The following is a 25,137-nucleotide window of genomic DNA, read 5'->3' as shown; positions in this document are numbered from 1 at the left end:
CTCCTTAGAGGCTTAAAGGTCGATGCCGTGCTCGAGTTCCCACGGGGTGATTTGGGAGGTGTAGGCGTGGTACTCGTCCCACTTCGAGCGCAGGAAGAACTCGTAGACCTGCTCCCCGAGCACCTCCGCCATGAACTCGGAGCGTTCCAGGTGACGCAGCGCCTGGTCGAGTGAGTTCGGCAGGTCGCGGTACCCCATCGCGCGGCGCTCACGGCGGGTGAGCGCGAACACGTCGTCGCGAGTTGGCTCGTCAAGCTCGTACTCGCCCTCGATGCCGCGCAGCCCCGCCGCAAGCACCGCCGCGTACGCCAGGTAGGGGTTGCAGGCGGAATCCAGCGAACGGACCTCGATGCGGCGCGAGTCCGCCTTGTGCAGGCGGTAGGTGGGCACGCGCACCATCGCGGAGCGGTTCGATACTCCCCACGTCGCCGCTGTCGGCGCCTCGGAGCCGAATTGGAGGCGCTTATACGAGTTGACCCACTGGTTGGTCACCGCGGAGATCTCGTTGGCGTGCTCGATGATGCCCGCGATGAACTGTCGGCCGGTCTTCGACAGCGAAATCTCGTCGTCCGGGTCGTGAAAGGCGTTGGTCTCCCCCTCCCACAGTGAGAAGTGGGTGTGCATGGCGGAGCCGTCCATGTCTGCGAACGGCTTCGGCATGAACGTGGCGTGCACGCCGTTGGCTTCCGCAACGGTCTTCACGATGTAGCGGAACGTGACCACGTTGTCTGCCATGGTCAGCGCGTCGGTGTGCCGCAGGTCGATCTCCTGCTGTCCGGCGCTGGCCTCGTGGTGGGAAAACTCAGTGACGATGCCCATGTATTCGAGCGCGGCGATCGCCTGGCGGCGCAGCTTCGGTGCCTCGTTGCGTTTCGCCTGATCGAAGTAGCCGCCTTTGTCCGCGGGTACCGGGTCCTCCCCCAGCGTGTTCTGTTTGAGCACGTAGTACTCGATTTCGGGGCTGGCGTTGAACTCGAACCCGAGCTCGCGCGCGTGCGTCATCTGGCGGCGAAGCACCTGGCGCGGGTCCGCGTAGAGCGGATCCCCGTCCGGCATGGTGATGTCGCAGAACATGCGGGCGGTCTGCAGGCCGGTGCCTTCGTCGAACGGCAGCGGCTGGAAAGAGGAGGGGTCCGGACGCAACAAGGTGTCGGACTCGGAGATGCGGGAGAAGCCCTCGATGGAGGAGCCGTCGAAACCTACGCCTTCGTCGAAGGCTGCTTCGAGTTCGGCGGGGCTCATCATGACGGTTTTCAGGGATCCGAAAATGTCGGTAAACCACAGGCGGATGAACGCGATGTCTCGCTGTTCAACCATGCGAAGTACGTTTTCCTGTTGCGTGTCCATAGTGTTGTACCCTACTGCGCCTGCGCTTGTGGCGTCGTGAAAGCGGGCGGACGCGTTAGACTTTGCGGTAACCGCACATACGTCGTGTTGAAAGTAGGGCTTTCCCGTGGCCGCACCACATCAGTTCGTTGAAATTGAGATCAAGTTAGCTGTCGACGATTCCACCGCCGTCCCCGATCTGCGCCAGCTTCCGGGGGTATGCGCGCTTGCGAGTACGAGCCACCAGCAGCTCTCGGCAATCTACTACGACACGGCTGACCTGCGCCTGACGCGCGAGAAGATCACGTTGCGCCGCCGCACGGGTGGCTCCGATGACGGCTGGCACATGAAGATTCCGGCAGGTCAGGGCCGCACGGAGTTGCGTTGCCCGCTCGGGGATCCGCACACGGTCCCGCAGGAGCTTGTCGACGCCGTCCGAGCTATCGTGCGCCACCACCCCCTGCAGCCGATCGCCCAGGTGAACAACCACCGTGTGGAGACGATCCTCGCCGATGCGGACGGCCGGCCCGTCGCCGAGTTTTGCGACGACCACGTCTCCGCCCGCTCGCTGCTGCCGGGAGGTTCGAGCACGTCCTGGCGCGAGTGGGAACTCGAGCTCACGGAGCAGGTTGCGGGCACCGACGCCGGTGCGTCGCTGCTGCGCCAGGCGGAGCGCTACCTGCTTGCCTCTGGCGCTCGCCCGTCTGCTTCGCCGTCGAAGCTGACGTCCGCGCTCGGCGACTCCTTGGGGAAGGCTCCCCTGCCGCCACATCTTCGCGAGGCGCACCTGCCTGCGGATTCCCCACTGCGCTTACTGCTTGCTTCCGTGCGCGAGCTTCGCGACGCCATCGTCCACGGCGACCGCGCCGTGCGCGCCGACGAACCAGATTCGGTGCACCAGCAGCGCGTGGCAATCCGGAAGCTGCGCTCCATCCTGCGCACCTTCGACGGGCTCGTCGAGGGCGATGCGTTTTCGAACATCGAGAAGGAACTCAAGCACGTCGCGGGCGTGCTCGGGGTAGCGCGCGACGCCGAGGTGGTCCACGCCCGGTGGCTGCAGCTGCTCGACACCGACGACTCCGACTGCATCGACGAGGCCGCCGCCACGCACCTGCGCGAGGACATGCAGCGCGCGTACACGCTCGCGCACCGAGACGCGGTGGAACTGTGCAATAGTGACGCCTACCTTGAGCTTCTCGACGCCATCGATGAGCTCATCGCGAACCCGCCACGCGTGCGCGAGGGCATCGAAGGCAGCGCCAAGATCGACGAGATCCTTGCCCGCCACGTGCGCAAGGCGTATAAGAAGCTGAAGAAGCGCCACGCCAAGGTCGACGACCGCTACCACGACACGTCCCTGCCTCGCACCAAGCGCGAGGCATACGTGCACGACGTGCGCAAGGCCGCCAAACGGTTACGCTACGCCGCAGCCGCCACTGGCGACCCAAAGTTCAAGCGGCTCGTCAAGGCTTGCAAGCGCCTACAGTCCATGCTTGGCGACTTCGAGGACTGCGCCACCTCGCGCGAAGAACTACTCGTGCTCGCGGACATGGCGCGTCGGCGCGACGAGGATGTCTTCGCATACGGCATGTGCTTCCAGCGCGAACTCCGCGACGGCGAAAAGGCGCTGCGCGGCTACTTCGGTGCGGTGCGCGAGGTAAAGAAGGCCGCGCAGAAAGTTCTGTAACCGAAGGAGGGGCTACTTTTCCCAGGCAGGCGGGGTACCCCAGTTATCCTCGGCGGCTTCGTCGGCGTCCGCTTGCTGGTTACGCGCTGCCGCGATGCGCAGGGCATCCTCGGCTTCCTCGCGTGTCTGGTATGGGCCCATGCGGTTTTCCCAGGACTGCACTTTGCCCTCGGTGATTTCGCCGGTGGTTGGGTTGTAATAGAAGTTTCCACTCATGGCGCCCACCTTAGCGCCACGGGTATGGTTGTGCCCTATGAATGTCCAACAGGAGATGCGTGCCGCGCATGCCCACCATGCTGGCTGCGCCCCCGACCACGTCGCTTCCGCGCCTGCGACGGTGGTGGTGGCTGGTGATGGCGTCGATAATTATGGTGGGGCGAGCATCATCGGGCTTGCCCAACAGCGGGTGTGCGCCGCGGTAAACCGCAGGTCGGACGATGTAATTTCACTCCAGTTCATGCGTGCCGACGGCCAGGTCCTCGCCGCAACCAGCACCCTCGCGGCGCTCAACGCGCCCACCGGGGGCACGGAGGAGGCACAGCTCGCACACCGGATTACGGGGCTGATCCACATGCTCATCCACCGCCAGGTCCTCTCCCGCGAGACCACGGGGATGAACATTTCCGTAGTCTCCCACGTGCCCCACGGTGTTGGCCTCGGCGAAATTGCCGCCGCGGAAGCCGCGATCACGCTGGCGTGCGCTGGCGCCCACGACGATGTCGACGCCCCTCCGCTGCGCACGAAGCTCGCGGACGTCTGTGCCCAGTCCGCGACAGCCTACGCCACGTCCAGCCCGCTGAAGGCGCGCTACACCGCAGCGCTTCGCGGGCACGGTGCCACGCTGAACCTGGTAGAGCAGGCGGACGGATCGGTCACGCAGGTCACCCACCCGGAGCGCCTCGGACTGCGGATGTTCGTGGTCGCCAAGGATCCGGCACCACAGCCGGACGCGTACGCGGATTCGATGCGCCGACGCCAGGAGTTCATCGAGGCCGCTGCCACGAACTTCGGCGTGGCCTCCCTGCGCCAGCTCCCGGATGCGACCGCGCGCGTCGTCCAATGGGTGGAGGCCCGCCACACCGTTGGCGATAGCTCCGCGCCGGATCCGCAGCGCGCCCGCGAGGTACTGCAGCGCTGCGAGGACGAAACGGCACGCGCGCTGGCCGCCGCACAAGCCCTGCGTTCGCAGCAGATCGATGCGCTTGTCGGCGCACTGAGTCCGCATGCTGGCGACGCCGCTGACGAGGCCCTAGCCACCCCGGCGCTGCTAGGGCAGCTTGCATGCGAGTGCGGAGCGAGCGTCGCACGACCAGCCGCACCTGGGGTTTCCCAGTCGGTGCTGGCGCTGGTGCCGGCGTCGAAAGCCGAAAACTTTACCTCCCGGATGGAGGAACACCTGCTGGTCATCCCGGTCACCACGGGTGAGGTTGGCAGGATCGAAGTGTAAGGCGAATGAGCCAGCCTATAAGCCGGATTCTGTACCCGCGCCTGTAAGTGGCGCGGGCGGCAACCATCCATCTGTGCGTCCCATTGCTGGGCGCATCAAGCAGCTACCTTCGGACTGGGCGGGCAGCCTCATCACGTCCGACGACCCCAGCCTTACGGCTGCGGTTCTTGCCTTGCTCCCGGTGGGGTTTACCTGGCCACGCACATCACTGTGCATGCCGGTGCGCTCTTACCGCACCCTTTCACCCTTACCTGCCCAGTTGCCTGGGTTGGCGGTGTACTTTCTGTTGCACTTGCCCGCGGATCGCTCCGGGTTGCTGTTAGCAACCACCGTGCCCTGTGGAGTCCGGACTTTCCTCGGTCCCCGCCCGCCACAACGTGTGTGGCGGTTCGGGGCGACGCGGTCGCCCGGCCGACTCATTCGCACTGTGCCACTCTACAACACGGCGGGCGGTGTGCTTTATTTTCGGTGGTGGGAAACGTCGTTGACGCAGCGCACCACACCCATCTCCCCGTAGAACTCCACCACGGAAATCGACGCCAAGTCCAAGAACAGGTGCTTGAACACCTCGGCGCTCACGTTCAGCCCCTGGCGGATCATCGACTTGATCGGTGTGGTGTGCGCCACCAGCAAGATGGTCTTGCCCTCGTAGCGTTCCTGGACGCGCAGCCGGGCGCAGGTGACGCGGCGGTGCAGCGACGCCAGCGACTCGCCGTTCGGCGGCGCGGTGGCGGCGGAGGCCTGCCAGGCCTCGAACTCCTCAGGGTAGCGCTGCTGCGCATCCTGCCTGCTGAGCGCCTCGAAGTCGCCGAAGTCCACCTCGCGGAAGCCATCCTCGGTGACAATATCTTCGCGCGCAATCCCAAGTGCTTCCGCGCAGGCCTGCGCGGTTTGCTGGGCGCGGGCCTGCGGGGAGGCCACGATCACGTCGATGTGCCCCATCTCGGCGAGCGCGGCCGCGGCCCGGCGCGCCTGCTCCTGCCCGATTTCGGTCAGTGACGGGTTGGCCTGCCCGCTGTAGACGCGGCGGGCGGAGTGCTCGGTTTGACCGTGGCGCAACAAGACGAAGCGGGTGCGCGGAGCGTCGGTGCCGGACCAGTGGCCGGGGCTGGCGGTCTCGTGGGGCTGCGCCTCTTTGGGCGCTGCCGGGGCTACTTGCTCGGCGGCCTGCTTCGGTGCTTGCGCAGGCGCCTCGTGTGCAACGAGGCCCTTTTTGCCTTTCGCGGCGGCATCCATAGCCACGTTGGACAGCTCGTCAGCTTTCTTGTTCTTGGCGCGCGGCACCCACGTGTAGGTGACCTTCTTACACGTGCGCGCCAGCTGCTTCGCCTGCAGCGCGAGCTGCTGCATGTCGGGGTGCTTGATCTTCCAGCGCCCGTTCATCTGCTCAACCACGAGTTTGGAGTCCATGGACACGGCGACTTCGTCGGCGCCTGCGTCGATGGCGGCCCTCAGCCCCTCGATGAGCCCGTGGTACTCGGCCACGTTGTTCGTGGACTTCTTGCCCACCGCGTAGACCACTTCCGCCAGGGTCTCCCCGTCCGGGCCGTAGACGACTGCACCGCTTCCGGCGACGCCGGGGTTGCCACGGGAGCCGCCGTCGCAAAACATGGCTACCTTCATGCGCTTACTCCTGCACTTGGGTGCGGACCAGCAGTGTGCCGCAGTTCGGGCACATCGGGACCTCGTCGGCCGGGGTGGCGTTGACTTGGTTGCGCTCGGTGGCGGGCAGCGCGATGAAGCAGCCGTTGCAGGTGCGACCGTTAAACGCGGCGGCCCCGATTTCGTCGTAGGCCTCGAGGACGTCTGCGGGCAGCTGGCTGCGCAGCGCCTCGGTGTCCACGCGCTCGCGTGCTGGCAACGCGTCGACGGCGCGCTGTGCGGCCTCGACCTGGCGCTCGAGCCCATCCAGGCGCGCACCGTGGTTGTCGCGGTTGTTGCGCAGCGCCGCGATCTCGTTGTGGGCTTCCTTGAGCTCGTAGTGCAGGTCCGCGATGCGGGACTTCGTGGCGTAGCGGTCGTGCTGCAGGTCCTTGCGGCGCTCCTCGTCTGTCTCGGCGCCGAGCATGCGCTTGTTGTCCAGGTCGCGGCGCTTGAGCTTGCGCTCGTCCTCCTGGATGCGCAGGATCTCCAGCTCCATGTCGTCGACTGCGAGCTGCGCCGCAGACGCCGCACCGCGCATGCGCTCAAGCTCGTCGGTGAGGCGCTTCAGCTCCTTTTCTTCTTCGCGCACGGCGTCGGGGTGGGCGGCCTGGCGGTCAGCCTTGGCAAGATTCAGTAGTACTTGCTGGAGTTCTACGGCAAGTTTCACGGGGAAGCACTGCTCCTTTACTTGGCTTGATTCGGGTGGGCGGAAACGGTCCATGGGTCCGTGCGCACGGGGATGATGCACGTTTCTACGCCTAGCGGGTTCACGATACCCTCTGCCTGCTGCGTCCACGGAAATTCACTGGCCCAGTGCGCCGTATCGATCACGGCGGGTCCGCCTGCACGCAGGTGCTCGTCGACTGGGTGGTGGCGCAGGTCGGAAGTGACATAGACGTCGACGCCGAGGGCTGCGGCATCAGCAAGGAAACTGTCGCCCGAGCCGGAGGAGACGGCGACGGTACGCACTACCTGCTCGGGGTCGCCGGCAGCGCGCACGCCCCACACGGTTTCAGGCAGGGCGTCAGCGACACGCTGGGTAAATTCACGCAGGGTCATTGGCTCAGGCAAGGTACCCACTCGCCCAAGACCGGTGGCTTGCTCGAGCGCCCCCGGCGTATCGACGTCCACATCCCCCACCGGGCGAATCGGCCTCCCGGGCCGAATCCCGACCAACTCCGCCAACTTGTCATTCACACCCGGGCGTGCCGAGTCCGCGTTCGTATGCGCCGCGAACAACGCGCAGCCGCCGCGGATCAGCGTGTGCACGACCTTGCCCTTCGGCGTGTTCGCAGCAACCGAGTGCACCCCGCGCAGCAGCAACGGGTGGTGAACCACCAGCATGTCTGCGCCTTCCTCCAGGGCGCGCTCCACCACGCTCATCGTGCAGTCCAGGGCGAACGCCACCTTGCGCACGGGCTCGTCCGGGTCGCCGCAAATCAGGCCAACCTGGTCCCAGCTTTCGGCGAGTTCGGGTGGGTAGGCGGCCTCGAGTGCCGCGACAATATCTCCTACAGTCTTCGTCGTCATGGCAACTAGCCTACAAACCTGGAATGCTGGTGGGCGTGACACTCCAAACAAACCGCCCAACCGTGCTCTTTGACGTCGACGGCACCATCCTCGACTCCTTCCCAGGAATCCGCGAAGGCTTCCTGCGGGGGCTCGCCGCCATCGACGTCACCCCGCCCGACGAAGCGTTCATCGCCAAAATACCAGGGCCACCCATGCGGGAGTCCTACACGAAGGCCGGGTGCACGCCCGCACAAGTCGACGCCGCGATGCAGGTCTACTCCGACTACATGAGCACCGACGGCTGGCAGCAGTTCACTGTCTTCGACGGCATGTCCGAACTGATCGCCGAACTCGACCGGGATGGGTTCCGGGTGGGCACGGCGACGTCCAAAAGCGAAACCTTCGCCGAACTCGCGCTGAAACGCGCGGGCGTTTGGCCGCACCTGGACTTCCTCGGCGCCGCCGACCACGAGCGCGGCCGCAGCACCAAAATCGCGGTGTTAGAGTACGTCCACGACACGTTCGCGCCGAAACGTCCCATCATGGTCGGCGACCGCACCCACGACTTCACGGGCGCCACCCACTTCGACATCCCATCCGTCGCCGTGACCTGGGGCTACGGCGGCGCCACAGAATGGGCGCAGGCCACCCACACCGCACAAACCGCAACAGAGCTCAAGGAGATCCTCTATGCATATTGATTTCGTGTGCACCGGCAACATCTGCCGCTCGCCCATGGCGGAAGTCATCATCGCCGCCAAACTTGCCGACGCCGGCCTCACCAGCAACGTCCGCGTCACCTCCTCCGGCATCGGCGGGTGGCACGTCGGCGGCCCAGCCGACCCGCGCGCCGTCGCCGAACTCGCTGAACACGGCTACGCCGGCTCCCACCACCGCGCCCAACAATTCGGCGCCAACCAAATCGACGCCGACCTCATCGTGGCACTGGACACCAACCATGTCTCCGAACTCATCGCCCGCGGCGTGCCCGAATCCCGCATACGCCTCCTGCGCTCCTTCGACCCTGCCGCACCCGCAGGCGCCGGCGTTGAAGACCCCTACTACGGCGGCACGGACGGCTTCCAAACCACACGCGAACAAATCGAGGCCGCCGCCCCAGGTATTATCAGCTGGGTCAAAGCGCAGCTAGACTAGCCGGAGTAAGTACGGGATCTGTGAAAGCGGGAGCAACAATGCAGCCTGAAACAGGTGCACAACCATGGTGGAAAACGTTTCTGACCCCAGGCTGGGTCATCGTCGCCATCCTGATCGTGCTGTTCTCCTACTTCGCATTCACCCTGCTGGCGCCCTGGCAGCTCAACAAAAACGAAGCACTCGTCGAGCGCAACGACCACATCAAGACCGCCTTCGAGCATGACCCGGTGCCGATCGGAGAGGTCGTCGACAAGCAGGGTGCCCTTGCCCCCAGCGCTGAATGGACCCGTGTCACCGCAACCGGCACCTACGCCCAAGACAGCGATGTGCTACTGCGACTGCGCCCCATCGACCGCACCCCCTCCTTCCAAGTCCTCACCCCATTCCAACTCGACAACGGACAAACTGTACTGGTCAACCGCGGATGGGTCCCCGCCATCGGCTCCACCCAAGTCCCCGACATCGACGCCCCACCCGTCGGCGAGCAAACCATCTCCGGCATGATGCGCGTCGACGAAGGCGTACACCCCTCCGCACCGCTCAACGACCAGGGCTACACAATGGTCTACTCCATCAGCCCCGGCCAAGTCGGCGAACTCACAGGCACCACCATGGCCAGCCCCTACGTCCAACTCCTCAGCGACTCCCCCGGCGTCCTCACCGCCATCCCCCTGCCCATGCTAGAGACCGGCAACCACCTCTCCTACGGGCTACAGTGGATCGCCTTCGGCATCATGGCGCCCGCAGGCCTCATCTACTTCATCTGGGCCGAAACCCGCGAACGCCGCCGCTTCAAAGAGGAACAAGCCGAACTAATCGACGCCCCCTCCGAACCTGCCGAGCCTGTTGCTCCCGCCCCTGTTCAGGAGCGATCCCGCTACGGCACCCAACGCCGCAACCCCTGGGCCAAATCATACGAAAAGGAAGAAGAACGCTAATGCCCCACCAGCTCACCCAACGCGACGTCAAACACCTCGCCCGCTGCCTCACCCTCCTCGGTGACGCCAACATCCACCTCGACGCCGCCGCCGAACCCGCCGACATCGAAGACGCCATCCTCGACGACCTCGACGCGTTCCGCGCAGCCCCAATGACCACCCTGCTCGGCCTGCGCGGCCCCCACAACGCCCCGCTCATCGACTCCGTCGTCCACAGCGTCCCCCAAACCGACAACACATTCGTCCACCTCCTCGACTACATCGCCCTCGCCGCCAAAGCCTTGCGCGCCGAACTGCGCGAAGTCGCCGTCTTCCCCGACCCCGACAACATCGAAACCGGCTCCCTGCGCCTGCGCGTCGGCGAATGGGACGTCACCGACATCGACATTCCTGCTGGTTCTGCTGATGCTGCTAGCCGCCTAGGTGTGGCCGATGCCGAGCTGGCCATCATCGGCGCCCTCATGCCCCTCGACGCCGAAGCCGTCACCTTCCAGGCCCCACAAGGCGTCGGCGTCATCCTCGCCGACGTGGTTCCAGGCACACCGCAGGCCAGCATGCAGGCCGTCTTCACCGCCATCGAGGCGGAGCTGTAGGGGTTCGGTGGGCGCTGTGCACCACATTCCTTAGCGGAACGTTCGCGAACTGGGAAAATGCACCCCACCCGAGGGGAAATTCCGGAATTTGGTGCGCTGATCCGCCGTTTGCCCCTGTGCTCTCCCCCCACCCCTCGACCACCGAAAAAGTTCCCACGCCCGGGAACTACTTTGCGTTCCACACCCATTCCGGTCGACCAGTGGCCGTATCCTCGCAGGTCGCGACGTCTGTCCACGAAAAAGACTCCCGCAATCAACAATCTCCGGGGAACGATTCCATAAAGCTCAACATGGTGTAAGCAGTGACCTGGGATTTCGTCGACGCTGCTTCCTAAAAAACTAGGAATGTGGTGCAAGCGCCCCTTCCCTGCGCACCATATTCCTTGATTTTGGAAGGTAGCATAAGCGTTTGCCCAGGTCAATGGGCTTGTGTAAAGGAATTTGGTGCCGCCCCGGCGGACTCCAGTGACAAAAGACGCAACCCAATTCTGTCTAGTCATTCAAATGCGCGGGTAGTGAAAGGGCTAGGCGTTAAAGGTTGCGTCGTTTGTCTCTCCGGTGCCGAGCGAGCGCACCATATTCCTGGTTTTCGAACGGAAAGCCCGAAAATGAGAGTGCCTTAGCGCATCGAGAAAGACCCTCCCCGATTCCTCGGGAAGGGCCTCTGACCTGGTGCGCCATGACGGGCTCGAACCGCCGACCTACTGGGTGTAAACCAGTTGCTCTTCCAGCTGAGCTAACGGCGCGCTGGGTAGAAACTTTAACAAAGCTTCCACCGAAGACAAAATCACTGCCGAAGGGGCAGTTCAAAACCTATTTTGGCTATTTTGGTATGCCCGCGGAGCGGAGGCAGGAGCCTTGCCATTCGCCGAGCCGGTCGGCGGTTGTTTGGACCAGGCCGGCGAGTTGGGCGGATTCAGAGATGACGCCGGGTTGTACGCCGCCTGGTTTGGAGGCGCCTGGGGTCATGAGCCAGATGCGGGCGTTGTCGTCGAGGTTGCGGGAGCAGTCGACGAGGACGTCGACAAGGTCGCCGTCGTCTTCGCGGTACCACAGGAGGATCATGTCGCAGAGGTCTTGTGCGTCTTCGTCGAGGAGTTGGTCGCCGATGCGTTCTTCGATCGCTTCGGAGATGGTTGCGTCGGCGTCGTCGTCCCAGCCGATTTCTTGGACGATTTCGCCTTGTTTGACCCCTAGTTGGTCAGCGTATGTATCGACACCGTTGGCGCCCAACGTTCTTATTCCTCCCAATGAGATGAGTGTTGTATGCAAATATGCCGTTTAGTTTACATCTGCGGGTTACACATTACCGGACAAAATACGCCAACTTTCGGGTGCCCTCGAGTTTTGTGACGCCCGACGCAATCGGTTGAAACCACGTATCCTGTTGTGCAGGTTTTCATTCCCGCCTGTGCTGTCACTGGTTGCAGGCCCGAAACGTGAGGAGGACGTTCCTTGGCTGAACACAATAATGACTCCAACATCCCGTTGATTCGCGAGGGTGTCGCTTCGTATCTGCACGATACGGACCCGGAAGAGACCCAAGAATGGATTGATTCATTTGATGGGATTCTGGACCAGTCCACGCCGGAGCGTGCTCGATTTTTGATGCTGCGTCTGTTGGAGCGGGCGTCGGCGAAGCGGGTGGATTTGCCGGCGTTGTCGTCGACGGATTTCGTGAACACGATTCCGACGAAGATGGAGCCGGAGTTCCCAGGTGATGAACAGATTGAGAAGCGCTACCGCCGTTGGATGCGTTGGAACGCGGCGATCATGGTTCACCGGGCGCAGCGTCCGGGTGTGAAGGTTGGTGGCCACATTTCGTCGTATGCGTCGGCGGCCGCGTTGTATGAGGTTGGGTTTAACCACTTCTTCCACGGCAAGGACGCCGAGCAGGGCGGCGACCAGATTTTCTACCAGGGTCATGCCTCCCCTGGTATGTACGCGCGTGCGTTCCTGGAGGGTCGTCTGACTGAGGATGATCTGGATGGTTTCCGTCAGGAGCATTCGCGCCCGCAGGGTGGTCTGCCTTCGTACCCGCACCCGCACGGTATGAAGAAGTTCTGGGAGTTCCCTACGGTCTCGATGGGTTTGGGGCCAATGAACGCGATTTACCAGGCGCGTTTTAACAAGTACTTGCAAGATCGTGGCATTAAGGACACGGATCAGCAGCACGTGTGGGCGTTCCTCGGCGACGGTGAGATGGACGAGCCGGAGTCGCGTGGCTTGCTGCATATGGCGGCGCTCTACGGACTGGATAACTTGACCTTTGTGGTCAACTGCAACTTGCAGCGTCTCGACGGCCCCGTCCGCGGCAATGGCCAGATCATTCAGGAACTTGAGGCGTTCTTCATTGGCGCGGGTTGGAATGTGATCAAGGTGATCTGGGGCCGCGAGTGGGATGAGCTGCTGGAGAAGGATAAGGACGGCGCGCTGGTCCACGTCATGAACACCACCGCGGATGGTGATTACCAGACGTTTAAGGCTAATGACGGTGCGTTCGTGCGTGAGCACTTCTTCGGCCGCGACGAGCGGACAATGAAGCTTGTCGAGGACATGTCGGATGAGGAGCTGTGGGCGCTGCGCCGCGGTGGCCACGACTACCGCAAGATCTACGCTGCTTACAAGCGCGCGTTGGAGACCAAGGGCAAGCCGACGGTCATTTTGGCGCACACGATTAAGGGTTACGGCCTGGGGCACAACTTTGAGGGGCGCAACGCGACGCACCAGATGAAGAACCTCACGCTGGAGGATCTGAAGCGTTTCCGCGATAAGCAGGAAGTGCCAATTAGTGACGAGGAGCTGGAGAAGGATCCGTACCTGCCGCCGTACTACCACCCGGGCGAGGACGCACCGGAGATCAAGTACCTGAAGGAGCGCCGCGAGGAGCTCGGCGGGTTCTTGCCGGAGCGGCGTGTGAAGTTCACGCCGTTGGAACAGCAGCAGGACTTTGAGAAGGCCTACAAGGCTATGTTCAAGGATTCGGGCAAGCAGGAAGTCGCCACGACGATGGCGCTGGTGCGCACGTTTAAGGCGTTGATGCGTGATAAGGAGATCGGGAAGCGAATTGTGCCGATCATTCCGGATGAGGCGCGCACGTTCGGTTTGGACTCCTGGTTCCCTACCTTGAAGATTTACAACCCGCATGGCCAGAACTATGTCCCGGTGGACTACGACTTGCAGCTGTCCTACCGCGAGGCCACGGACGGTCAGCTCCTGCACGAGGGCATCAACGAGGACGGTTCCTCGGCGTCCTTCATCGCGGCCGGTACGTCCTATGCGACGCACGGCGAGCCGATGATCCCGATGTACATCTTCTACTCGATGTTCGGTTTCCAGCGCACGGGCGATAACTTCTGGGCTGCTGGCGACCAGATGACGCGCGGCTTCATCATCGGTGCGACAGCGGGACGCACCACCCTGTTTGGTGAAGGCTTGCAGCATATGGATGGTCATTCGCCGATTTTGGCGTCGACAAATCCGGCAGTGGTCACCTACGATCCTGCCTTTGCGTACGAGATGCCGTACCTGATTTCCAAGGGCATTGAGCGCATGTACGGCGACGGCCACGGCGAGGACGTAATGTACTACATCACGGTGTACAACGAGCCGACGCACCAGCCGACACGCCCGGAAAACCTCGACGTTGAGGGCCTGCACAAGGGCATCTACCTATTCGACGAAGGCGAGAAGCACGAGCACAACGTGTCGCTGCTGGCCTCCGGTATTGGTATGCAGCAGGCGCTTCGCGCGCAGAAGATCCTGCAAGAGGACTACAACGTGGGTGCTTCTGTGTACTCGGTGACGTCCTGGGTGGAGTGTGCTCGCGACGGTGCGCGTGTGGCCAAGGAGCAGCTGCTACACCCGGGTGAGGACGTCGGCGAGGCGTTCGTGACCCATCAGCTCAAGCAGACGGAAGGCCCATACATTGCGACGTCCGACTTCGCCACGGACCTGCAGGAGCAGATCCGCCCGTACGTGCCTGGCCAGTACCTGGTGCTCGGCGCCGATGGGTTCGGCTTCTCGGATACGCGTGAGTCGGCGCGCCGCTACTTCAACATTGACGCGGAGTCGATGGTGGTTGCAGCGCTGATGGGTCTTGCGAACGACGGCAAGATCGAGATGGATGTTGCCGCGCAGGCCGCGAAGGACCTGAAGATTGACGACCCAACCGAAGCCTAAGGGCTAGCGCGGGAGGTACGGGGCGAGCGCCGGAAAGTTCGCCGCAAACGCTGCGAACATCGCCCCGACCACCGCGAGCGTTGACAGCACCCCTAGCGTGATGATGAGCGCCCTCGAACCCGAGGAGCCGTTCGAGTCCGCTGGGGGTGTTTGTGGTTGCGTCGGCGCTGGCGGGTTGGGTCCATCGTGCCTGAGTTGGAGGCCAGCGGTGCGGGAGGTGCCGTCTTTAAAGGTGGCGCGGACGGTAACGGCTTCGGCTGCTTGGGCGGCGTCGGTGGCGGTGCCAGTGACGGTGCCGGTGACGGGGTCGATGGTGAGGCCCCAGCCGGTAGGTGGGTCGATGAGCTCGAACTTCGCGTCGGTTGGGAGTTCGACGCGTTCACGAAGGTTAAACGGGGTCGCGGTGAACGATGCGCCGTGGGTGACCTCGACTGGTTTGTAGACGGGCTCGTAGATGAGGCGTTGGTCGGCAATGAGCGAAACCTTGGTGCGGATGTCTTCCGAGGAGCCGTCCGGGTAGGTCACCTCGATGTAGACGTCGCGTGTGTTTTCACCACGCTGGACGGTGCGGCAGTGTTTGCCGTACAGCTGCCCGGCTTCGACCTGGTCGCAGTTGAGGAACCGGAGCCGGGCCATTAGCGTGCTGTGGTCTGTATCGTCGATGCTGGCGACGACTGGCTCGCCTTCCTCTTCTTCTTGCCCCATGACGCGGAAGGTCGTCCCGGCTGGGGCCCCGGTTGGTGCGAAGCGTGTCATTTCGGTGTAGAGCTGGCCTTCGACCAGCGGCAGGTAGCGCGCTTCGGTTTGGAAGCTGGGCTGGTATTTCTCGGCGTCTGTAGGCGCAGCGGTTGCGTGTGGTGCGGCGGCGATGGCGTAGGTGGCGGCAACGCCGGCGGCAAGCAGTGTGTAATGCACGGGTTATTTCACGTCTTCGGTAATGCGTTGGATGAGTCGGTTGATGGCGGTGCTGACGGCGCCGGGGGCGTCGATAGGCGGCATGTGCCCACTTTCGGGCAGCACCTGCATGTAGGCGCGCGGCCAGATCTCGTGGAGTTTCGCGCTTTGGGAGACGGGGGTAACGGCGTCGTGGTCGCCGACGAGGATGTAGCCGGGGATGGTGGCAAGCACTTCGCCGGCGTCGAGTTCCGAGTGGTGCAGCAGGTCCTCGAAGTAGCCGGCGTAAGTTTCCAGCGGTGTTTCGCGGATCATTGCTGCGTGGAATTGCACGAGCTGGTAGCTCATGGGGCGGAAGTAAAACCCGAGCGCGAGAATCGGGGTGAGCATGTCGGTGAGGACTTGGCGCACACCTTCCGCGAAGTGCGGAGTCACGGCGACGACACCTTCGATGAAGCGCCCGATCGGTCCGGCGAGGATCTGCGGCAGGCCTTGCACGGTAAACGGTTCGACCGCGCTGGAGATCTGCACCGAGCCTGCCAGGTTGAACTCGTGGTGGTAGCGTCGCATCATCGACAGGGAAATCGGCCCGCCGAGCGAGTGCCCGACCACGATAGCGGGTCCGCGCACGTTGCGTTCGCGCATGACGGCGGCGACGTCGTCGGCGGCGGCGTCGATAGTTAAAAGTTCGGGGTCGACTTTGCCGGTCTGCCCGTGCCCGCGCAGGTCAAGTAGCAGTTGGCGCACCCCGTGGCCTGCGATGTCTTCAGTTTGCAGGAAGAATTCTTCGGCGGCGATGTTGAAGCCGTGGACGTAGACGACGGTGACGGCATCTGGGTCGTCGGGGCCGAGCTCGTACCAGTGGATGTTGATGTTCTCTCCCCCGGCGTCGACTTCGAGGACGCCCTCGCGGTCGGGTTTGAGCCCGTATTCGCCGTCGCCGGTGTGCAGCAGTTCGCGGGTTTCCACGAGCTGCCGGCGCGCTTTCGGCGTCAGCGATCGGAGGTAGGCAACTGTTTGCAACATGCTTCCACCTTATTATGTGGGTATGGAACTCTCACAACGCTTAGATTTAAGCGCCCTCAAGCTTGACGACGCCCCCTCCGACCCCACCGCGAACACCGAGGATGCCTCCACGTTCGCTCAGCTCACGCATCTCGTTGAACGTGTGACCGGTGAGGACACTGAGGGCCTGGATCGGGAGACGACACTGGATGGGGCCGGGGTGGCGTCGTTAGATCGTATTGAGCTTGCGGTACGCATCGAGCAAGAGCTGGGCGTACCGATTGACGAGGACACCTACCGGCAGCACTCGACGCTGGGTGAGCTGTGCGCCTACATTGAAGGGCACGAAGACTACAAAGGAGCGTAGCGTGACTATTTCCTATCTCACCGACATGGACGGCGTGCTGCACAAGGAAGGGCAGATGATTTCCGGCGCAGACGCCTTCATTCAGCGCCTGCACGAGGAATCGATTCCGTTTATGGTGCTGACGAACAACTCGATGCAAACCCCGCGGGACCTGTCAGCGAAGCTGGTCCGGATGGGATTGCAGATTGAGCCGGAACGGATTTGGACGTCCGCGACTGCGACGGCAACGTTCCTGTCGCAGCAGGTCGGCGAGGGCTCAGCGTACGTGATTGGTGAGGCCGGGATGACCACGGCGCTGCACGAGGCCGGGTGGATCTTGACCGACCAGGACCCCGACTTTGTGGTGTTGGGCGAGACGCGCACCTATTCGTTTGAGGCGATCACGACGGCCTGCAACCTGATTCTCAAGGGCGCGCGGTTCATCGGCACAAACCCGGATCTGACGGGCCCGGGCCCGAATGGAATTCTGCCAGCGACGGGCGCGGTGGCGGCGATGATTACGTCGGTGACTGGGATGGAACCGTACTACGTGGGCAAACCGAATCCGGTGATGATGCGCTCGGCGCTGAACAATATCGGCGCGCACTCGGAGCACACGGTGATGATTGGTGACCGGATGGATACGGACGTGAAGTCCGGCCTGGAGGCTGGCATGCGGACGCTGCTGGTCCGCACCGGAATTTCGGACGACGCCGAGATCACCCGCTACCCGTACAGGCCAACAAAGGTGATCGATTCCGTCGCCCAGCTTGTGGACGTCATTACCGATCCATTCGGCGACGGCGCCTACAGCTAGCCCTACCCTGCTTTATCCTGCCGCTTCGACGCTGGCGCTGAAGCCGTACTCGGTGGCCAGCTGGGTGAGCGCCTCGGCGAAGCTACGGGTGACGTCCGGGGTTGCGCGAAAGACTTCGCGGCACTGGTAGGTGCCGGAACTGTCGCAGCGCCAACGGGTGAACCAGGCGTCGTCCCAGAGTGCTTCCTGGTTGACTGGCGCGTCCGGGAGCATGAGCAGGAGTTCTTCGACGTGCATGCGCACTGCGGCGGGCATGTCCTGGATGCTCATAACGGAGGTCGTAGGCGCGGCGCAGACAGAGCGCCACGTACGCGGGGCAACGAGTGTTGTTGTCATTGTGGGGACCCTTCTGTGTGTGACAGTGCGGCGCACGCGTCCGGTGACTAGTCGGTTCCGCGTCCGCTGACTAGGCGGGCGCATCTTCGTGCGAGACGAGGTTCGTCTTCCCCAACGACCTCTTGAGGCACTCGAGGTTTCCCGGGTGCTCGTGTTTCACTTTGCATGACACGAGCCACACCGGGCAACCCTCAATGACTGGTTGATCCCCCTGTTTATTGAAGCTCTACTTGAGGGTCAGCAGTACTACCCGAGCGCCTTTACTGCGTCGAGCACCATGGCCCAGAAGCGGTCGGCGTCGAGCTTCGTGGCCACGGAGGTGTGGCAGTCAGCGGGCGCGGGGCTGCGGAAGTCCGCCACGGTGCGCCCGGTAGTGAGCAGCCCTTGCGTCTCGACGTCCACAGGCACTTTGACCGTCTCCACCACGGTTGGGTCGATCAGGTAAGCAACGCAGCACGGGTCGTGGACTGGCGGATCGTCGAAGCCTTGGGCGTCCTGGTAGTTCTTGCGGAACGCACCGAAGAGCCCGACCACAAAGTCGCCGACGTTCGTGCCCAGCTCCACGAACTGTTCCTCGACGTCCTTGGTTGCCAACGCCTGGTGCGTCAGGTCAAGGCCAACCATGACGACGGGCCATTGCTCATTGAAGACGATGTGGGCGGCTTCAGGGTCGACGATGATGTTGAACTCGGCGCTGGCGGTCCAGTTCCCGGCGCCGTAGGCCCCGCCCATCAGCACGACTTCCTTGACGCGCTCCACAATGCGCGGCTCGAGCCGGGCCGCAAGCGCAATGTTGGTCAGCGGGCCGGTCGGCACCAGGGTGACGGTCCCGGCGGGCTCGTTCATGATCGTGTCGATGATGAACTGCACGCCGTGCGTGTCCTGCACCGCAACTTCCGGCTCGGGCAGCTCGAAGCCGTGAATCTCCATGCCGGTGTCGCCGTGGATGCCCTCGGCGGTTTCCACCTCGCGCAGGATCGGGCGGGTCGCACCTGCGCAGAGGGGCACGTCCGTCAGCTTCGCGACGGTCAGCACCTGCGCTGCGTTACGGGTGACCTTCTCTAGCGTGTGGTTGCCACCGACGGTCGTCACGCCGAGGAGTCCAATGTTTGGGTTTCCAGCCGCGAGCAGGATGGCGACGGCGTCGTCGTGGCCTGGGTCGCAGTCGAGGATGATCTTGGTTGTCATTTACTGCACCTTCTTTCGTGCCGCGTCTTCGGCGGCGATCGTGTCAGGAAGCGCCTCTGGGCGCGGAATGAGGAAGGATGTACAAAACGCGCCGATGAGCAGCACCGCACCCGCGATCATGCCGGCGCGGTAGCCGCCGTTTTGGTCGGCGAACGTGGTCACCACCGCGAAAATCACGGTGAAGGAAATACCCGCACCCAGGTTAAACGCGCCCGCGTTCAGACCAGGCAGGTACCCCTGATTCGTCTTCGGCGCCAGCACCACCTGCAGCGAACCCAGCATGATGTTTGCGATACCCGCGTAGGTGATACCGGCTGCGATCGACAGCGCCAGCAGCAGCCCCTTCGTAGGGTTGCCCACCACATAGATACCGAAGACCACCGACAGGAAGGCGCCTGCGATGCCGATCTGCAGCATCAGCTTGTAGCCCACTCGCCCCGCGCAGAACCCGGCGATCGGGCCGAATACCAGGCCAGCCAGCGCGTATGGGGTCAGCGTCCACCAAGACACCACGCCCGCTGACATCCCCGGGCCGAACGTTTCGTCCTGGGCGAGGTTCGGGACCAAACCGTTCATGACGGCGAAGATGCCGGTCATGGTCAGGGTGGTCGTCGTCAAGAGTGCCCACGTGCGGCGCTGCTTGAGTAGGTGCGGGGCGACCAGCGGGTGTTCCGTGGAGGACTCGATGCGCCAGAACACTACCAGCGCTGCCGCGCCGACCGCGAGCAAGACGATGACCATGAACCAGTTCGCAGCGGCCAGCGCCCCTGCTTCGTTCAGCGCGGTCAAGATCGCGCCGACCGCGACGACGAGCGGGACCACGCCCTTCCAGTCCATGGCATAGCCGGCGTCGGACTTCGTCTCACGCACGCCGAAGTGCACGGCGAACACCGCCACGACCGCGAAGGCGCCGATCACCCAGAACAGGGAGCGGAAGCCGAAGGCTGCTGTGAGCCAGCCGCCCATGATGGCGTCGATACCCGCGATGCCGCCGTTCACCGAGGTCAAGATACCGATCAGTAGTGCGAACTGCTTCTCTTCGCGCACCTCTTGCCGCAGCATCACAGACGTCAGCGCCACCGTCGGCCCCGACACACCCTGAATAACACGCCCGATAAACAGCATGGTGACGTTCGCCGCCAGCGCGGCAACCACCGAACCAATCGCGGTGACCACCATCATGCCCACCAACACTTTTCGACGCCCAATCAAATCTCCCCACCGCGGCATAAACAGGGAAAACAGGGCCGCCGCGGTAAAGAACGCGGTCTGCGTCAGCCCGATCTGGGAGGTGGTGGCGTCGAGTTCGCGTTCCATCGTCGCTAGGGCTGGCGCCAGCATGGAGGCGTTGAGCTGGAACGCGAAAACGGCGGTGAGCAGGGCGAGCATGAGGGGCCAAACCTGGCTCGTTGGCAGGCGGTGGCCCGCTTCCGGGGGTGGCGTGTGTGTATCGTGCATGCCCCTGAGTCTAAGTCAGAGCGCTCCAGATGGCAGTGTTCGTTTCCTGCCACAACGGCTTCGCCCACTCCCCGAACTGCTCGTCGGTAAGTGCGACCATGGCTTGGCCCTGCGCAACCCACAGATAGGTTCCCGCCATTCCGAAGTGGCCTACCGTGTCGGCCGGCATGGTGTCCCCCGTCCAATGGGGGGACTTCTCCCCCTTGATTTCAAACCCAAGGCCCCACGGGCATGGCTTTTGCATCCCGTAGCCCGGCACGACCCCGCGTAGGTCCTCGAACTGGTTGCGGAACGCCTCCGCGACGGTGTCCGGGTGCAGCAGCGTGGGCTGGAGCAGTTCGGCGGCGAACTTGCTCAGGTCCGCGACGCTCGCGCGCGCCCCGTGGCCCGCGGAGCCCTCCAGCACGGCGGTGTCCATCCCCAATGGCTCAAAGACGCCCTCGTGCAGGTACTCAGAAAACGCGATGCCGGTGGTTTCCTCCACAAAGTCCGCGAGGATCTCGTAGCCCGCCGAGGAGTAAATGCGCCGCTCCCCGACCGGCTTCTGTAGACGCCTGCTGTCGAAACCAACGCCGCTAGCGTGCGCCAGCAGGTGACGCACCGTGGAGCCCTCCGGCCCGCACGGGGTGTCTAGCTCGAAGGCACCTTCCTCCACCGCCAGCAGCACCCCGTACGCGGCGAGTAGCTTGGTCACGCTCGCCAGCTCGAACACGCGGTGCTGGTCCCCAAACGTTTCCCCATACTTGCCGACGAGCGCCGCCGCGCAATGCTTCACCGGCCAGGATGCAAGGTGCTCTTCCAGAATCATGCCCACATGATAGCTAGTCGCGCACCCACTCGACGCGCACTTCGTAGTCCTGCATCGCAGTGCCCTGCTTAAGCGCCTCCGCGTGCGACGTCATGAGTTCATCCACGCGCGTATGCGCACGCTCGAGCAGCCCCTCCTTGACCGCGCGGTCCGCTGCACGCGTCTTCTCCTCGGCGAGGAAACCAGTGACGTCCTCCACCTTGACCTGGTTGAGCGGGTTCATTGACTGCTTATACACCTGCACGCTCGTGTCGTCGATCTCGGAGGAGGTCACGCTCACCTCCGGGACACGCACCGTGATGGTCTGGGCGGCGTCGTCAATGTTGACGCCAATCGCCTCAACGTCCGCAATACCCGCCTTGACGGTCCCGCTGTAGCTCAGCAGGAAGTTGCGCCCGGTCAGCGGCACCTTCACGCCCGCAAGCTCAAGCCCCTTGTTGTCGTAGTTGCCCACGTTCGAGTACGCATACTCTTCAACGGAGAGCTCCCCCACCTGCCTAAACGACGCCCCTATCGACGCCTCACTGATCTCCTCCCGGCCAATCTGCAAGCCGTTCGGAACCACAAACTTCAACACCGCAAACGCGGTGATCAGCGCCACTACCAGCGCAGTAAGCACCAGCGCCCCTACTCGAATTCCTCTTTTTTCCACGCTCCAAGACTACAGCGAGACCCTAACGCCCAATTTCATCGGGGGCACAAATCGTAATTTTGTCCAGGAACGACTGTGGCGCACCGCGACCCCGCAGAGCGTTGCCGTTGTAGCAGGCCGTTATCATCCCGCGCTGCGTCGTCCCGTCCGGCTTCAGCGCCACCCAACGGTCCCCCTTGCGCTCAAACGGCACAATCCAATCCGACTGTTTCTGCCCCGCCACAGCCCACCGGCCCTCGCAGTACAGCACGCCCGTCCCAGTCACGCCTGGCCAGCCGGGCATCGCCGCGTCAAAGGCCTGCGGCGAGCACCTATTTTTCGACGCCCCTCCGGACCCCAACGCCGCCAACCCCGGCACCGTCGACGACAACCCAGTCAACCCAACAAACATCGCCGGATCCACATTCGGGATCAGACCCTGGGACGCCGCGAACGCAGCCCCCGCACCAACCGCGGCCAGCACACCGAGCGTGATGCCCGCAATCGCGGCCGGGCTCAGCTCCTCGCCGTCTGAGCTGCCGGAGCTGTTCGACTTGTCCGGTGCCGCCTGATGTGTCTCCTCCGCCCACGCGACAGGTGCCTGGGCGGCCGTCACGGACACAGCCGAAGCTACAGTGAGTGCAAGCAGTGAGTGTTTCATAGCGACCACCCTACATACCACCCACCTTCCATGTCCACGAAACATGCCCTGAACTGGCGATTTTTCAAATTCCAATATCCGGGTTAAAGTATTGCTCGTTGCTTTAAAGCACATATTCCTCCATAGCTCAGTTGGCAGAGCATTCGACTGTTAATCGAAGGGTCACTGGTTCGAGCCCAGTTGGAGGAGCAACTACAACCCGAGGCGATTGCCTCGGTTTTTTGCGTTTCAAGGTAATGGTTTCGGGGCTCGGGGCTTTCGGGCCGGGCACACGCCCAGCTCGGGTCGACCTACTCCCGTCGACATCTTCCCGTCGACCTGCTCCGGTTGACCAACGCAGGTCAGCGCAAAATCAGCAAAATAGCCCCAAACCATCCACATCGCGCTGACCTGGGTTGGTCGACGCAATGAGGTCGACCGGAACACCCGAGGGCTCCTTGTAAGTTATGAGCCCTCGTTTTCCGCTGGACCGAGAATCTCTATTACCAGAGGATCCACTTCGCCCTTGGCACTCGTCAGCAGCGCAAGGCGTGCCAGACGTGTTTTCCCATCATCGGTGTCCTGGAAAACAGTGCGCACATCATTCTCATACGGAAGCATGCGCTTGCGTTGAAAGAAGCTAAACATCAGGCTTTATTCCTCCAGGGCGACGGATTAAGGATTGTCAACTACGCTATCGCAACATACTAATTCAGGATTTTCCAATGTTTATGACATGCTTTACATATGAGAAAAACAACTATTGCAGCAGCCCTCGCCTGCTCGCTCACGCTCGGTGTCGCAGCACCAGCGCACGCCGCTCCCGAAAGCCCCGCCCCGGCAACCACCACGGCCTCCAAGCCGGAGACCCCCTCAGAGGGGCTTTCCGACGGCGCCATCGCAGCCATCGCAGTCACAAGCATTCTCGCGGTTCTGGGCATCGGCGCTGGTGCTACGTTCTGGGCGGTCCAGCAGCGCATCATCCCGAATCCACTGCCAGGCATTATCCCTGGACCTCCAGCGAAGAAGCCTGCCCCGAAGCCAGCTCCTGCTCCAAAACCAGCGCCGAAACCCGCACCGGCACCGAAGCCGGCTCCAAAGCCTGCCCCGGCCCCGGCTCCGAAACAGGCACCCGCTCCTTCGCGCAGCGGCAAACTGCCCGCTAATGGCCACTACAAGTCCTGCGCGGAAGCTCGCCGCGCCGGCGTCACCCCGATCTACAGCCACGAGCCCGGCTACCGATCAAAGCTCGACCGTGACGGTGACGGCGTCGCCTGCGAATAGTCCCGCCCACAACAGACGCAATTCTGTTCACAAAATCCCGAGTCAGCTTTCGACGCCACCTTCCATCCCACCGCATCTCATCACGCCCATCCCAACCAAGACCACCCCACCCCGGCTATACTTCCTCAAATGTCCAGAAGTTCGCATCGTGTCACGCTCTCGGATATCGCTAAGCATGTCGGCGTCTCTACCGCCACTGTGAGCCTCGCGCTCAACGGCAAGCCCGGCTCGCGCATCCCGGAGGAGACGGCGCAGAAGGTCCGGGAAGCTGCCCGCGAGCTAGGTTACCGCCCAAACACGTTGGCGCGGGCGCTGAAGACTGGGCGCACGCACACAATCGGTTTTCTCTCCGACGAGGTCACTACTACCCGTTTCGCCTCCCCCATGATTACGGGAATCGTGGACGAGGCCGAGCGGCTTGGCCACGCGGTCATGATGGCGGAGACTGGCCACCGTGCGGATCGGTTTGCTCCGGCGTTGCGGACGTTGGAGTCGCGGAACGTTGATGGCGTCGTGGTCGGGCTGATGGCGTCGCGCGTGCTGGATCTGCCGAAGACGAATTTGCCTCTCGTTATTTGCAACGGTCAGGCCGGTGATCATCCCGCAATTTTGCCGGATGATTATTCCGCGGGCAGGGACGCGATTGAGTATTTGGTGGCGCGGGGGCATCGTTCGATTGCGTTGATTGGCCGGTTCCCGCAATCCGAGACGCCTTCGTTCAGTATCAGCGAGCGTATGCGCGGTATCGACGCAGCCCTGGCTCACCACGGAATCCGGCTGCAAGCGGAGGGCCACGCGTCGGTATGGGAGCCGGCGGCGGGGTATGCGCGGATGTCGGAGATTCTTGATGACGATCCAGCGAACTACCCCACCGCGGTCCTCGCTGCGAACGATCGTTTGGCGTTGGGCGTGTATCAGGCGATGCAGGATGCGGGCCTCGAGGTAGCGTCGACAATTTCGGTGTTGTCGTTTGATGATGAGGATTTGGCGTCGTTGGTGAGGCCGGGGCTGACGACGTTCCGTCTGCCGTACCAGGAAATGGGTGCGCGGGCGGCGCGGATGCTGGTTGAGCTTCTGTCCGGTGAGCAGCCTGCGGCTGAGAATCCCACATTGCTCCCCCTGAAAGTGGTTGAGCGTGGGAGCGTTTCCCAAGCTCGCTAAATCGTTTTAGTAACTTCCCCACCTTTTACATACCCCCGACGTACTATGCGCTTAAAGGTTTAAGCAGGGTCGCTGCAAGGGCCGA

The 25,137-nt window shown here is 63.2% G+C and carries 26 protein-coding genes, 2 tRNA genes and 1 other RNA gene; 12 read left to right on the top strand and 17 right to left on the bottom strand.

Annotation, left to right across the window (positions count from 1 at the left end; all coding sequences use genetic code 11):
• Positions 1-12: 12 nt before the first annotated feature.
• Positions 13-1,347 (bottom strand): type I glutamate--ammonia ligase, encoded by a 1,335-nt coding sequence (gene glnA / locus BJP07_RS02895; protein ID WP_071565990.1) that lies wholly within the window; start codon positions 1,345-1,347, stop codon positions 13-15.
• A 106-nt stretch (positions 1,348-1,453) separates the two neighbouring features.
• Here glnA and BJP07_RS02890 point away from each other — a divergent pair, with 106 nt between their 5' ends.
• A complete protein-coding gene (locus BJP07_RS02890) occupies positions 1,454-3,013 on the top strand; it encodes a CYTH and CHAD domain-containing protein (protein ID WP_071565989.1) in 1,560 nt (519 codons plus the stop codon).
• A gap of 12 nt (positions 3,014-3,025) precedes the next feature.
• Here BJP07_RS02890 and BJP07_RS02885 read toward each other — a convergent pair whose 3' ends face one another.
• Complete coding sequence (locus BJP07_RS02885) at positions 3,026-3,229, bottom strand: hypothetical protein (protein ID WP_071565988.1); 204 nt, start codon at positions 3,227-3,229, stop codon at positions 3,026-3,028.
• A 37-nt stretch (positions 3,230-3,266) separates the two neighbouring features.
• On the opposite strand from BJP07_RS02885, the gene BJP07_RS02880 reads away from it, so the two are divergent.
• Entirely contained in the window at positions 3,267-4,460 is a 1,194-nt protein-coding gene (locus BJP07_RS02880; RefSeq protein WP_083584052.1) for a hypothetical protein, read from the top strand.
• Positions 4,461-4,462: 2 nt separating this feature from the next.
• Here BJP07_RS02880 and rnpB read toward each other — a convergent pair.
• The 4 genes from rnpB to BJP07_RS02860 all read right to left on the bottom strand — a co-directional run bounded on the left by rnpB (position 4,463) and on the right by BJP07_RS02860 (position 7,634).
• An RNA gene (gene rnpB, locus BJP07_RS02875) (RNase P RNA component class A) lies at positions 4,463-4,879 on the bottom strand.
• Between the two features lie 40 nt (positions 4,880-4,919).
• A complete protein-coding gene (locus BJP07_RS02870; RefSeq protein WP_071565986.1) occupies positions 4,920-6,083 on the bottom strand; it encodes a bifunctional RNase H/acid phosphatase in 1,164 nt (387 codons plus the stop codon).
• A 4-nt stretch (positions 6,084-6,087) separates the two neighbouring features.
• Positions 6,088-6,771 (bottom strand): zinc ribbon domain-containing protein, encoded by a 684-nt coding sequence (locus BJP07_RS02865; protein WP_071565985.1) that lies wholly within the window; start codon positions 6,769-6,771, stop codon positions 6,088-6,090.
• Between the two features lie 17 nt (positions 6,772-6,788).
• Complete coding sequence (locus BJP07_RS02860) at positions 6,789-7,634, bottom strand: Nif3-like dinuclear metal center hexameric protein (RefSeq protein ID WP_071565984.1); 846 nt, start codon at positions 7,632-7,634, stop codon at positions 6,789-6,791.
• Between the two features lie 35 nt (positions 7,635-7,669).
• Here BJP07_RS02860 and BJP07_RS02855 point away from each other — a divergent pair, with 35 nt between their 5' ends.
• Genes BJP07_RS02855 through BJP07_RS02840 form a run of 4 tightly spaced genes read left to right on the top strand, consistent with a single transcriptional unit; the run spans position 7,670 to position 10,302 of the window.
• Complete coding sequence (locus BJP07_RS02855) at positions 7,670-8,317, top strand: HAD hydrolase-like protein (protein ID WP_255365909.1); 648 nt, start codon at positions 7,670-7,672, stop codon at positions 8,315-8,317.
• Positions 8,307-8,771, top strand: a complete 465-nt coding sequence (locus BJP07_RS02850) for a low molecular weight protein-tyrosine-phosphatase (RefSeq protein ID WP_071565982.1) — start codon at positions 8,307-8,309, stop codon at positions 8,769-8,771. The genes BJP07_RS02855 and BJP07_RS02850 overlap by 11 nt, the downstream gene beginning before the upstream one ends.
• A gap of 38 nt (positions 8,772-8,809) precedes the next feature.
• Positions 8,810-9,709 (top strand): SURF1 family protein, encoded by a 900-nt coding sequence (locus BJP07_RS02845; RefSeq protein WP_071565981.1) that lies wholly within the window; start codon positions 8,810-8,812, stop codon positions 9,707-9,709.
• Positions 9,709-10,302, top strand: coding sequence for a hypothetical protein (locus tag BJP07_RS02840; protein WP_071565980.1), 594 nt, complete (start codon positions 9,709-9,711; stop codon positions 10,300-10,302). Before BJP07_RS02845 ends, BJP07_RS02840 begins: the two co-directional genes overlap by 1 nt.
• 670 nt (positions 10,303-10,972) lie before the next feature.
• Here BJP07_RS02840 and BJP07_RS02835 read toward each other — a convergent pair.
• Both BJP07_RS02835 and BJP07_RS02830 read right to left on the bottom strand, forming a co-directional pair.
• Positions 10,973-11,048: transfer RNA gene (locus BJP07_RS02835), tRNA-Val, on the bottom strand.
• Positions 11,049-11,124: 76 nt separating this feature from the next.
• Complete coding sequence (locus BJP07_RS02830; protein WP_071565979.1) at positions 11,125-11,553, bottom strand: DUF3052 domain-containing protein; 429 nt, start codon at positions 11,551-11,553, stop codon at positions 11,125-11,127.
• Positions 11,554-11,757: 204 nt separating this feature from the next.
• On the opposite strand from BJP07_RS02830, the gene aceE reads away from it, so the two are divergent.
• Complete coding sequence (aceE, locus tag BJP07_RS02825; protein ID WP_071565978.1) at positions 11,758-14,484, top strand: pyruvate dehydrogenase (acetyl-transferring), homodimeric type; 2,727 nt, start codon at positions 11,758-11,760, stop codon at positions 14,482-14,484.
• Between the two features lie 3 nt (positions 14,485-14,487).
• Here the strand turns inward: aceE and BJP07_RS02820 are convergent, their stop codons facing one another.
• On the bottom strand, positions 14,488-15,399 hold the full coding sequence (locus BJP07_RS02820) for a Rib/alpha-like domain-containing protein (protein ID WP_071565977.1): 912 nt from the start codon (positions 15,397-15,399) through the stop codon (positions 14,488-14,490).
• Between the two features lie 3 nt (positions 15,400-15,402).
• The gene (locus tag BJP07_RS02815; protein WP_071565976.1) at positions 15,403-16,404 is read right to left on the bottom strand and encodes an alpha/beta fold hydrolase; all 1,002 of its coding nucleotides are present in this window, start codon (positions 16,402-16,404) and stop codon (positions 15,403-15,405) included.
• A 22-nt stretch (positions 16,405-16,426) separates the two neighbouring features.
• On the opposite strand from BJP07_RS02815, the gene BJP07_RS02810 reads away from it, so the two are divergent.
• Together BJP07_RS02810 and BJP07_RS02805 are read left to right on the top strand one after the other, a co-directional pair.
• The gene (locus tag BJP07_RS02810) at positions 16,427-16,750 is read left to right on the top strand and encodes an acyl carrier protein (protein WP_071565975.1); all 324 of its coding nucleotides are present in this window, start codon (positions 16,427-16,429) and stop codon (positions 16,748-16,750) included.
• Position 16,751: 1 nt separating this feature from the next.
• Positions 16,752-17,546 (top strand): HAD-IIA family hydrolase, encoded by a 795-nt coding sequence (locus BJP07_RS02805; RefSeq protein WP_255365908.1) that lies wholly within the window; start codon positions 16,752-16,754, stop codon positions 17,544-17,546.
• 12 nt (positions 17,547-17,558) lie between these two features.
• Here the strand turns inward: BJP07_RS02805 and BJP07_RS02800 are convergent, their stop codons facing one another.
• The 6 genes from BJP07_RS02800 to BJP07_RS02775 form a co-directional block, all read right to left on the bottom strand.
• A complete protein-coding gene (locus tag BJP07_RS02800) occupies positions 17,559-17,882 on the bottom strand; it encodes a hypothetical protein (RefSeq protein WP_071565974.1) in 324 nt (107 codons plus the stop codon).
• 246 nt (positions 17,883-18,128) lie between these two features.
• Positions 18,129-19,070 carry a nucleoside hydrolase gene (locus BJP07_RS02795; RefSeq protein WP_071565973.1) on the bottom strand — a complete coding sequence of 314 codons (942 nt, stop codon included), beginning with the start codon at positions 19,068-19,070 and terminating at the stop codon, positions 18,129-18,131.
• Positions 19,071-20,528, bottom strand: a complete 1,458-nt coding sequence (locus tag BJP07_RS02790) for an MFS transporter (protein WP_071565972.1) — start codon at positions 20,526-20,528, stop codon at positions 19,071-19,073.
• Between the two features lie 10 nt (positions 20,529-20,538).
• A complete protein-coding gene (locus tag BJP07_RS02785) occupies positions 20,539-21,336 on the bottom strand; it encodes a serine hydrolase (protein WP_071565971.1) in 798 nt (265 codons plus the stop codon).
• A gap of 13 nt (positions 21,337-21,349) precedes the next feature.
• On the bottom strand, positions 21,350-21,988 hold the full coding sequence (locus BJP07_RS02780) for a DUF4230 domain-containing protein (protein WP_083584050.1): 639 nt from the start codon (positions 21,986-21,988) through the stop codon (positions 21,350-21,352).
• A 22-nt stretch (positions 21,989-22,010) separates the two neighbouring features.
• Positions 22,011-22,628: a hypothetical protein gene (locus tag BJP07_RS02775; RefSeq protein ID WP_071565970.1), complete on the bottom strand. Its 618-nt coding sequence runs from the start codon at positions 22,626-22,628 to the stop codon at positions 22,011-22,013.
• Between the two features lie 116 nt (positions 22,629-22,744).
• Between BJP07_RS02775 and BJP07_RS02770 the strand changes: the two genes are divergently transcribed.
• Positions 22,745-22,817, top strand: a tRNA-Asn gene (locus BJP07_RS02770).
• A gap of 255 nt (positions 22,818-23,072) precedes the next feature.
• Here the strand turns inward: BJP07_RS02770 and BJP07_RS02765 are convergent.
• The gene (locus BJP07_RS02765) at positions 23,073-23,255 is read right to left on the bottom strand and encodes a hypothetical protein (RefSeq protein WP_071565969.1); all 183 of its coding nucleotides are present in this window, start codon (positions 23,253-23,255) and stop codon (positions 23,073-23,075) included.
• A 99-nt stretch (positions 23,256-23,354) separates the two neighbouring features.
• Here BJP07_RS02765 and BJP07_RS02760 point away from each other — a divergent pair, with 99 nt between their 5' ends.
• Both BJP07_RS02760 and BJP07_RS02755 read left to right on the top strand, forming a co-directional pair.
• Entirely contained in the window at positions 23,355-23,891 is a 537-nt protein-coding gene (locus tag BJP07_RS02760) for an excalibur calcium-binding domain-containing protein (protein ID WP_071565968.1), read from the top strand.
• Between the two features lie 129 nt (positions 23,892-24,020).
• A complete protein-coding gene (locus BJP07_RS02755; protein WP_071565967.1) occupies positions 24,021-25,052 on the top strand; it encodes a LacI family DNA-binding transcriptional regulator in 1,032 nt (343 codons plus the stop codon).
• The last annotated feature ends 85 nt before the right edge of the window (positions 25,053-25,137 follow it).

The organism is Corynebacterium sp. NML130628, assembly GCF_001875665.1.
Taxonomy (GTDB): domain Bacteria; phylum Actinomycetota; class Actinomycetes; order Mycobacteriales; family Mycobacteriaceae; genus Corynebacterium.
This window is presented reverse-complemented; position numbering and strand designations above follow the sequence as displayed.

Excerpts from the sequence above, each read along its gene's own strand:
- glnA (WP_071565990.1), bottom strand. The coding sequence starts at position 1,347 with ATGGACACGCAACAGGAAAACGTACTTCGCATGGTTGAACAGCGAGAC.
- BJP07_RS02885 (WP_071565988.1), bottom strand. The coding sequence starts at position 3,229 with ATGAGTGGAAACTTCTATTACAACCCAACCACCGGCGAAATCACCGAG.
- BJP07_RS02880 (WP_083584052.1), top strand. The coding sequence starts at position 3,267 with ATGAATGTCCAACAGGAGATGCGTGCCGCGCATGCCCACCATGCTGGC.
- BJP07_RS02870 (WP_071565986.1), bottom strand. The coding sequence starts at position 6,083 with ATGAAGGTAGCCATGTTTTGCGACGGCGGCTCCCGTGGCAACCCCGGC.
- BJP07_RS02860 (WP_071565984.1), bottom strand. The coding sequence starts at position 7,634 with ATGACGACGAAGACTGTAGGAGATATTGTCGCGGCACTCGAGGCCGCC.
- BJP07_RS02850 (WP_071565982.1), top strand. The coding sequence starts at position 8,307 with ATGCATATTGATTTCGTGTGCACCGGCAACATCTGCCGCTCGCCCATG.
- BJP07_RS02845 (WP_071565981.1), top strand. The coding sequence starts at position 8,810 with ATGCAGCCTGAAACAGGTGCACAACCATGGTGGAAAACGTTTCTGACC.
- BJP07_RS02840 (WP_071565980.1), top strand. The coding sequence starts at position 9,709 with ATGCCCCACCAGCTCACCCAACGCGACGTCAAACACCTCGCCCGCTGC.
- BJP07_RS02815 (WP_071565976.1), bottom strand. The coding sequence starts at position 16,404 with ATGTTGCAAACAGTTGCCTACCTCCGATCGCTGACGCCGAAAGCGCGC.
- BJP07_RS02810 (WP_071565975.1), top strand. The coding sequence starts at position 16,427 with ATGGAACTCTCACAACGCTTAGATTTAAGCGCCCTCAAGCTTGACGAC.
- BJP07_RS02800 (WP_071565974.1), bottom strand. The coding sequence starts at position 17,882 with ATGACAACAACACTCGTTGCCCCGCGTACGTGGCGCTCTGTCTGCGCC.
- BJP07_RS02795 (WP_071565973.1), bottom strand. The coding sequence starts at position 19,070 with ATGACAACCAAGATCATCCTCGACTGCGACCCAGGCCACGACGACGCC.
- BJP07_RS02790 (WP_071565972.1), bottom strand. The coding sequence starts at position 20,528 with ATGCACGATACACACACGCCACCCCCGGAAGCGGGCCACCGCCTGCCA.
- BJP07_RS02785 (WP_071565971.1), bottom strand. The coding sequence starts at position 21,336 with ATGATTCTGGAAGAGCACCTTGCATCCTGGCCGGTGAAGCATTGCGCG.
- BJP07_RS02775 (WP_071565970.1), bottom strand. The coding sequence starts at position 22,628 with ATGAAACACTCACTGCTTGCACTCACTGTAGCTTCGGCTGTGTCCGTG.
- BJP07_RS02765 (WP_071565969.1), bottom strand. The coding sequence starts at position 23,255 with ATGTTTAGCTTCTTTCAACGCAAGCGCATGCTTCCGTATGAGAATGAT.
- BJP07_RS02760 (WP_071565968.1), top strand. The coding sequence starts at position 23,355 with ATGAGAAAAACAACTATTGCAGCAGCCCTCGCCTGCTCGCTCACGCTC.
- BJP07_RS02755 (WP_071565967.1), top strand. The coding sequence starts at position 24,021 with ATGTCCAGAAGTTCGCATCGTGTCACGCTCTCGGATATCGCTAAGCAT.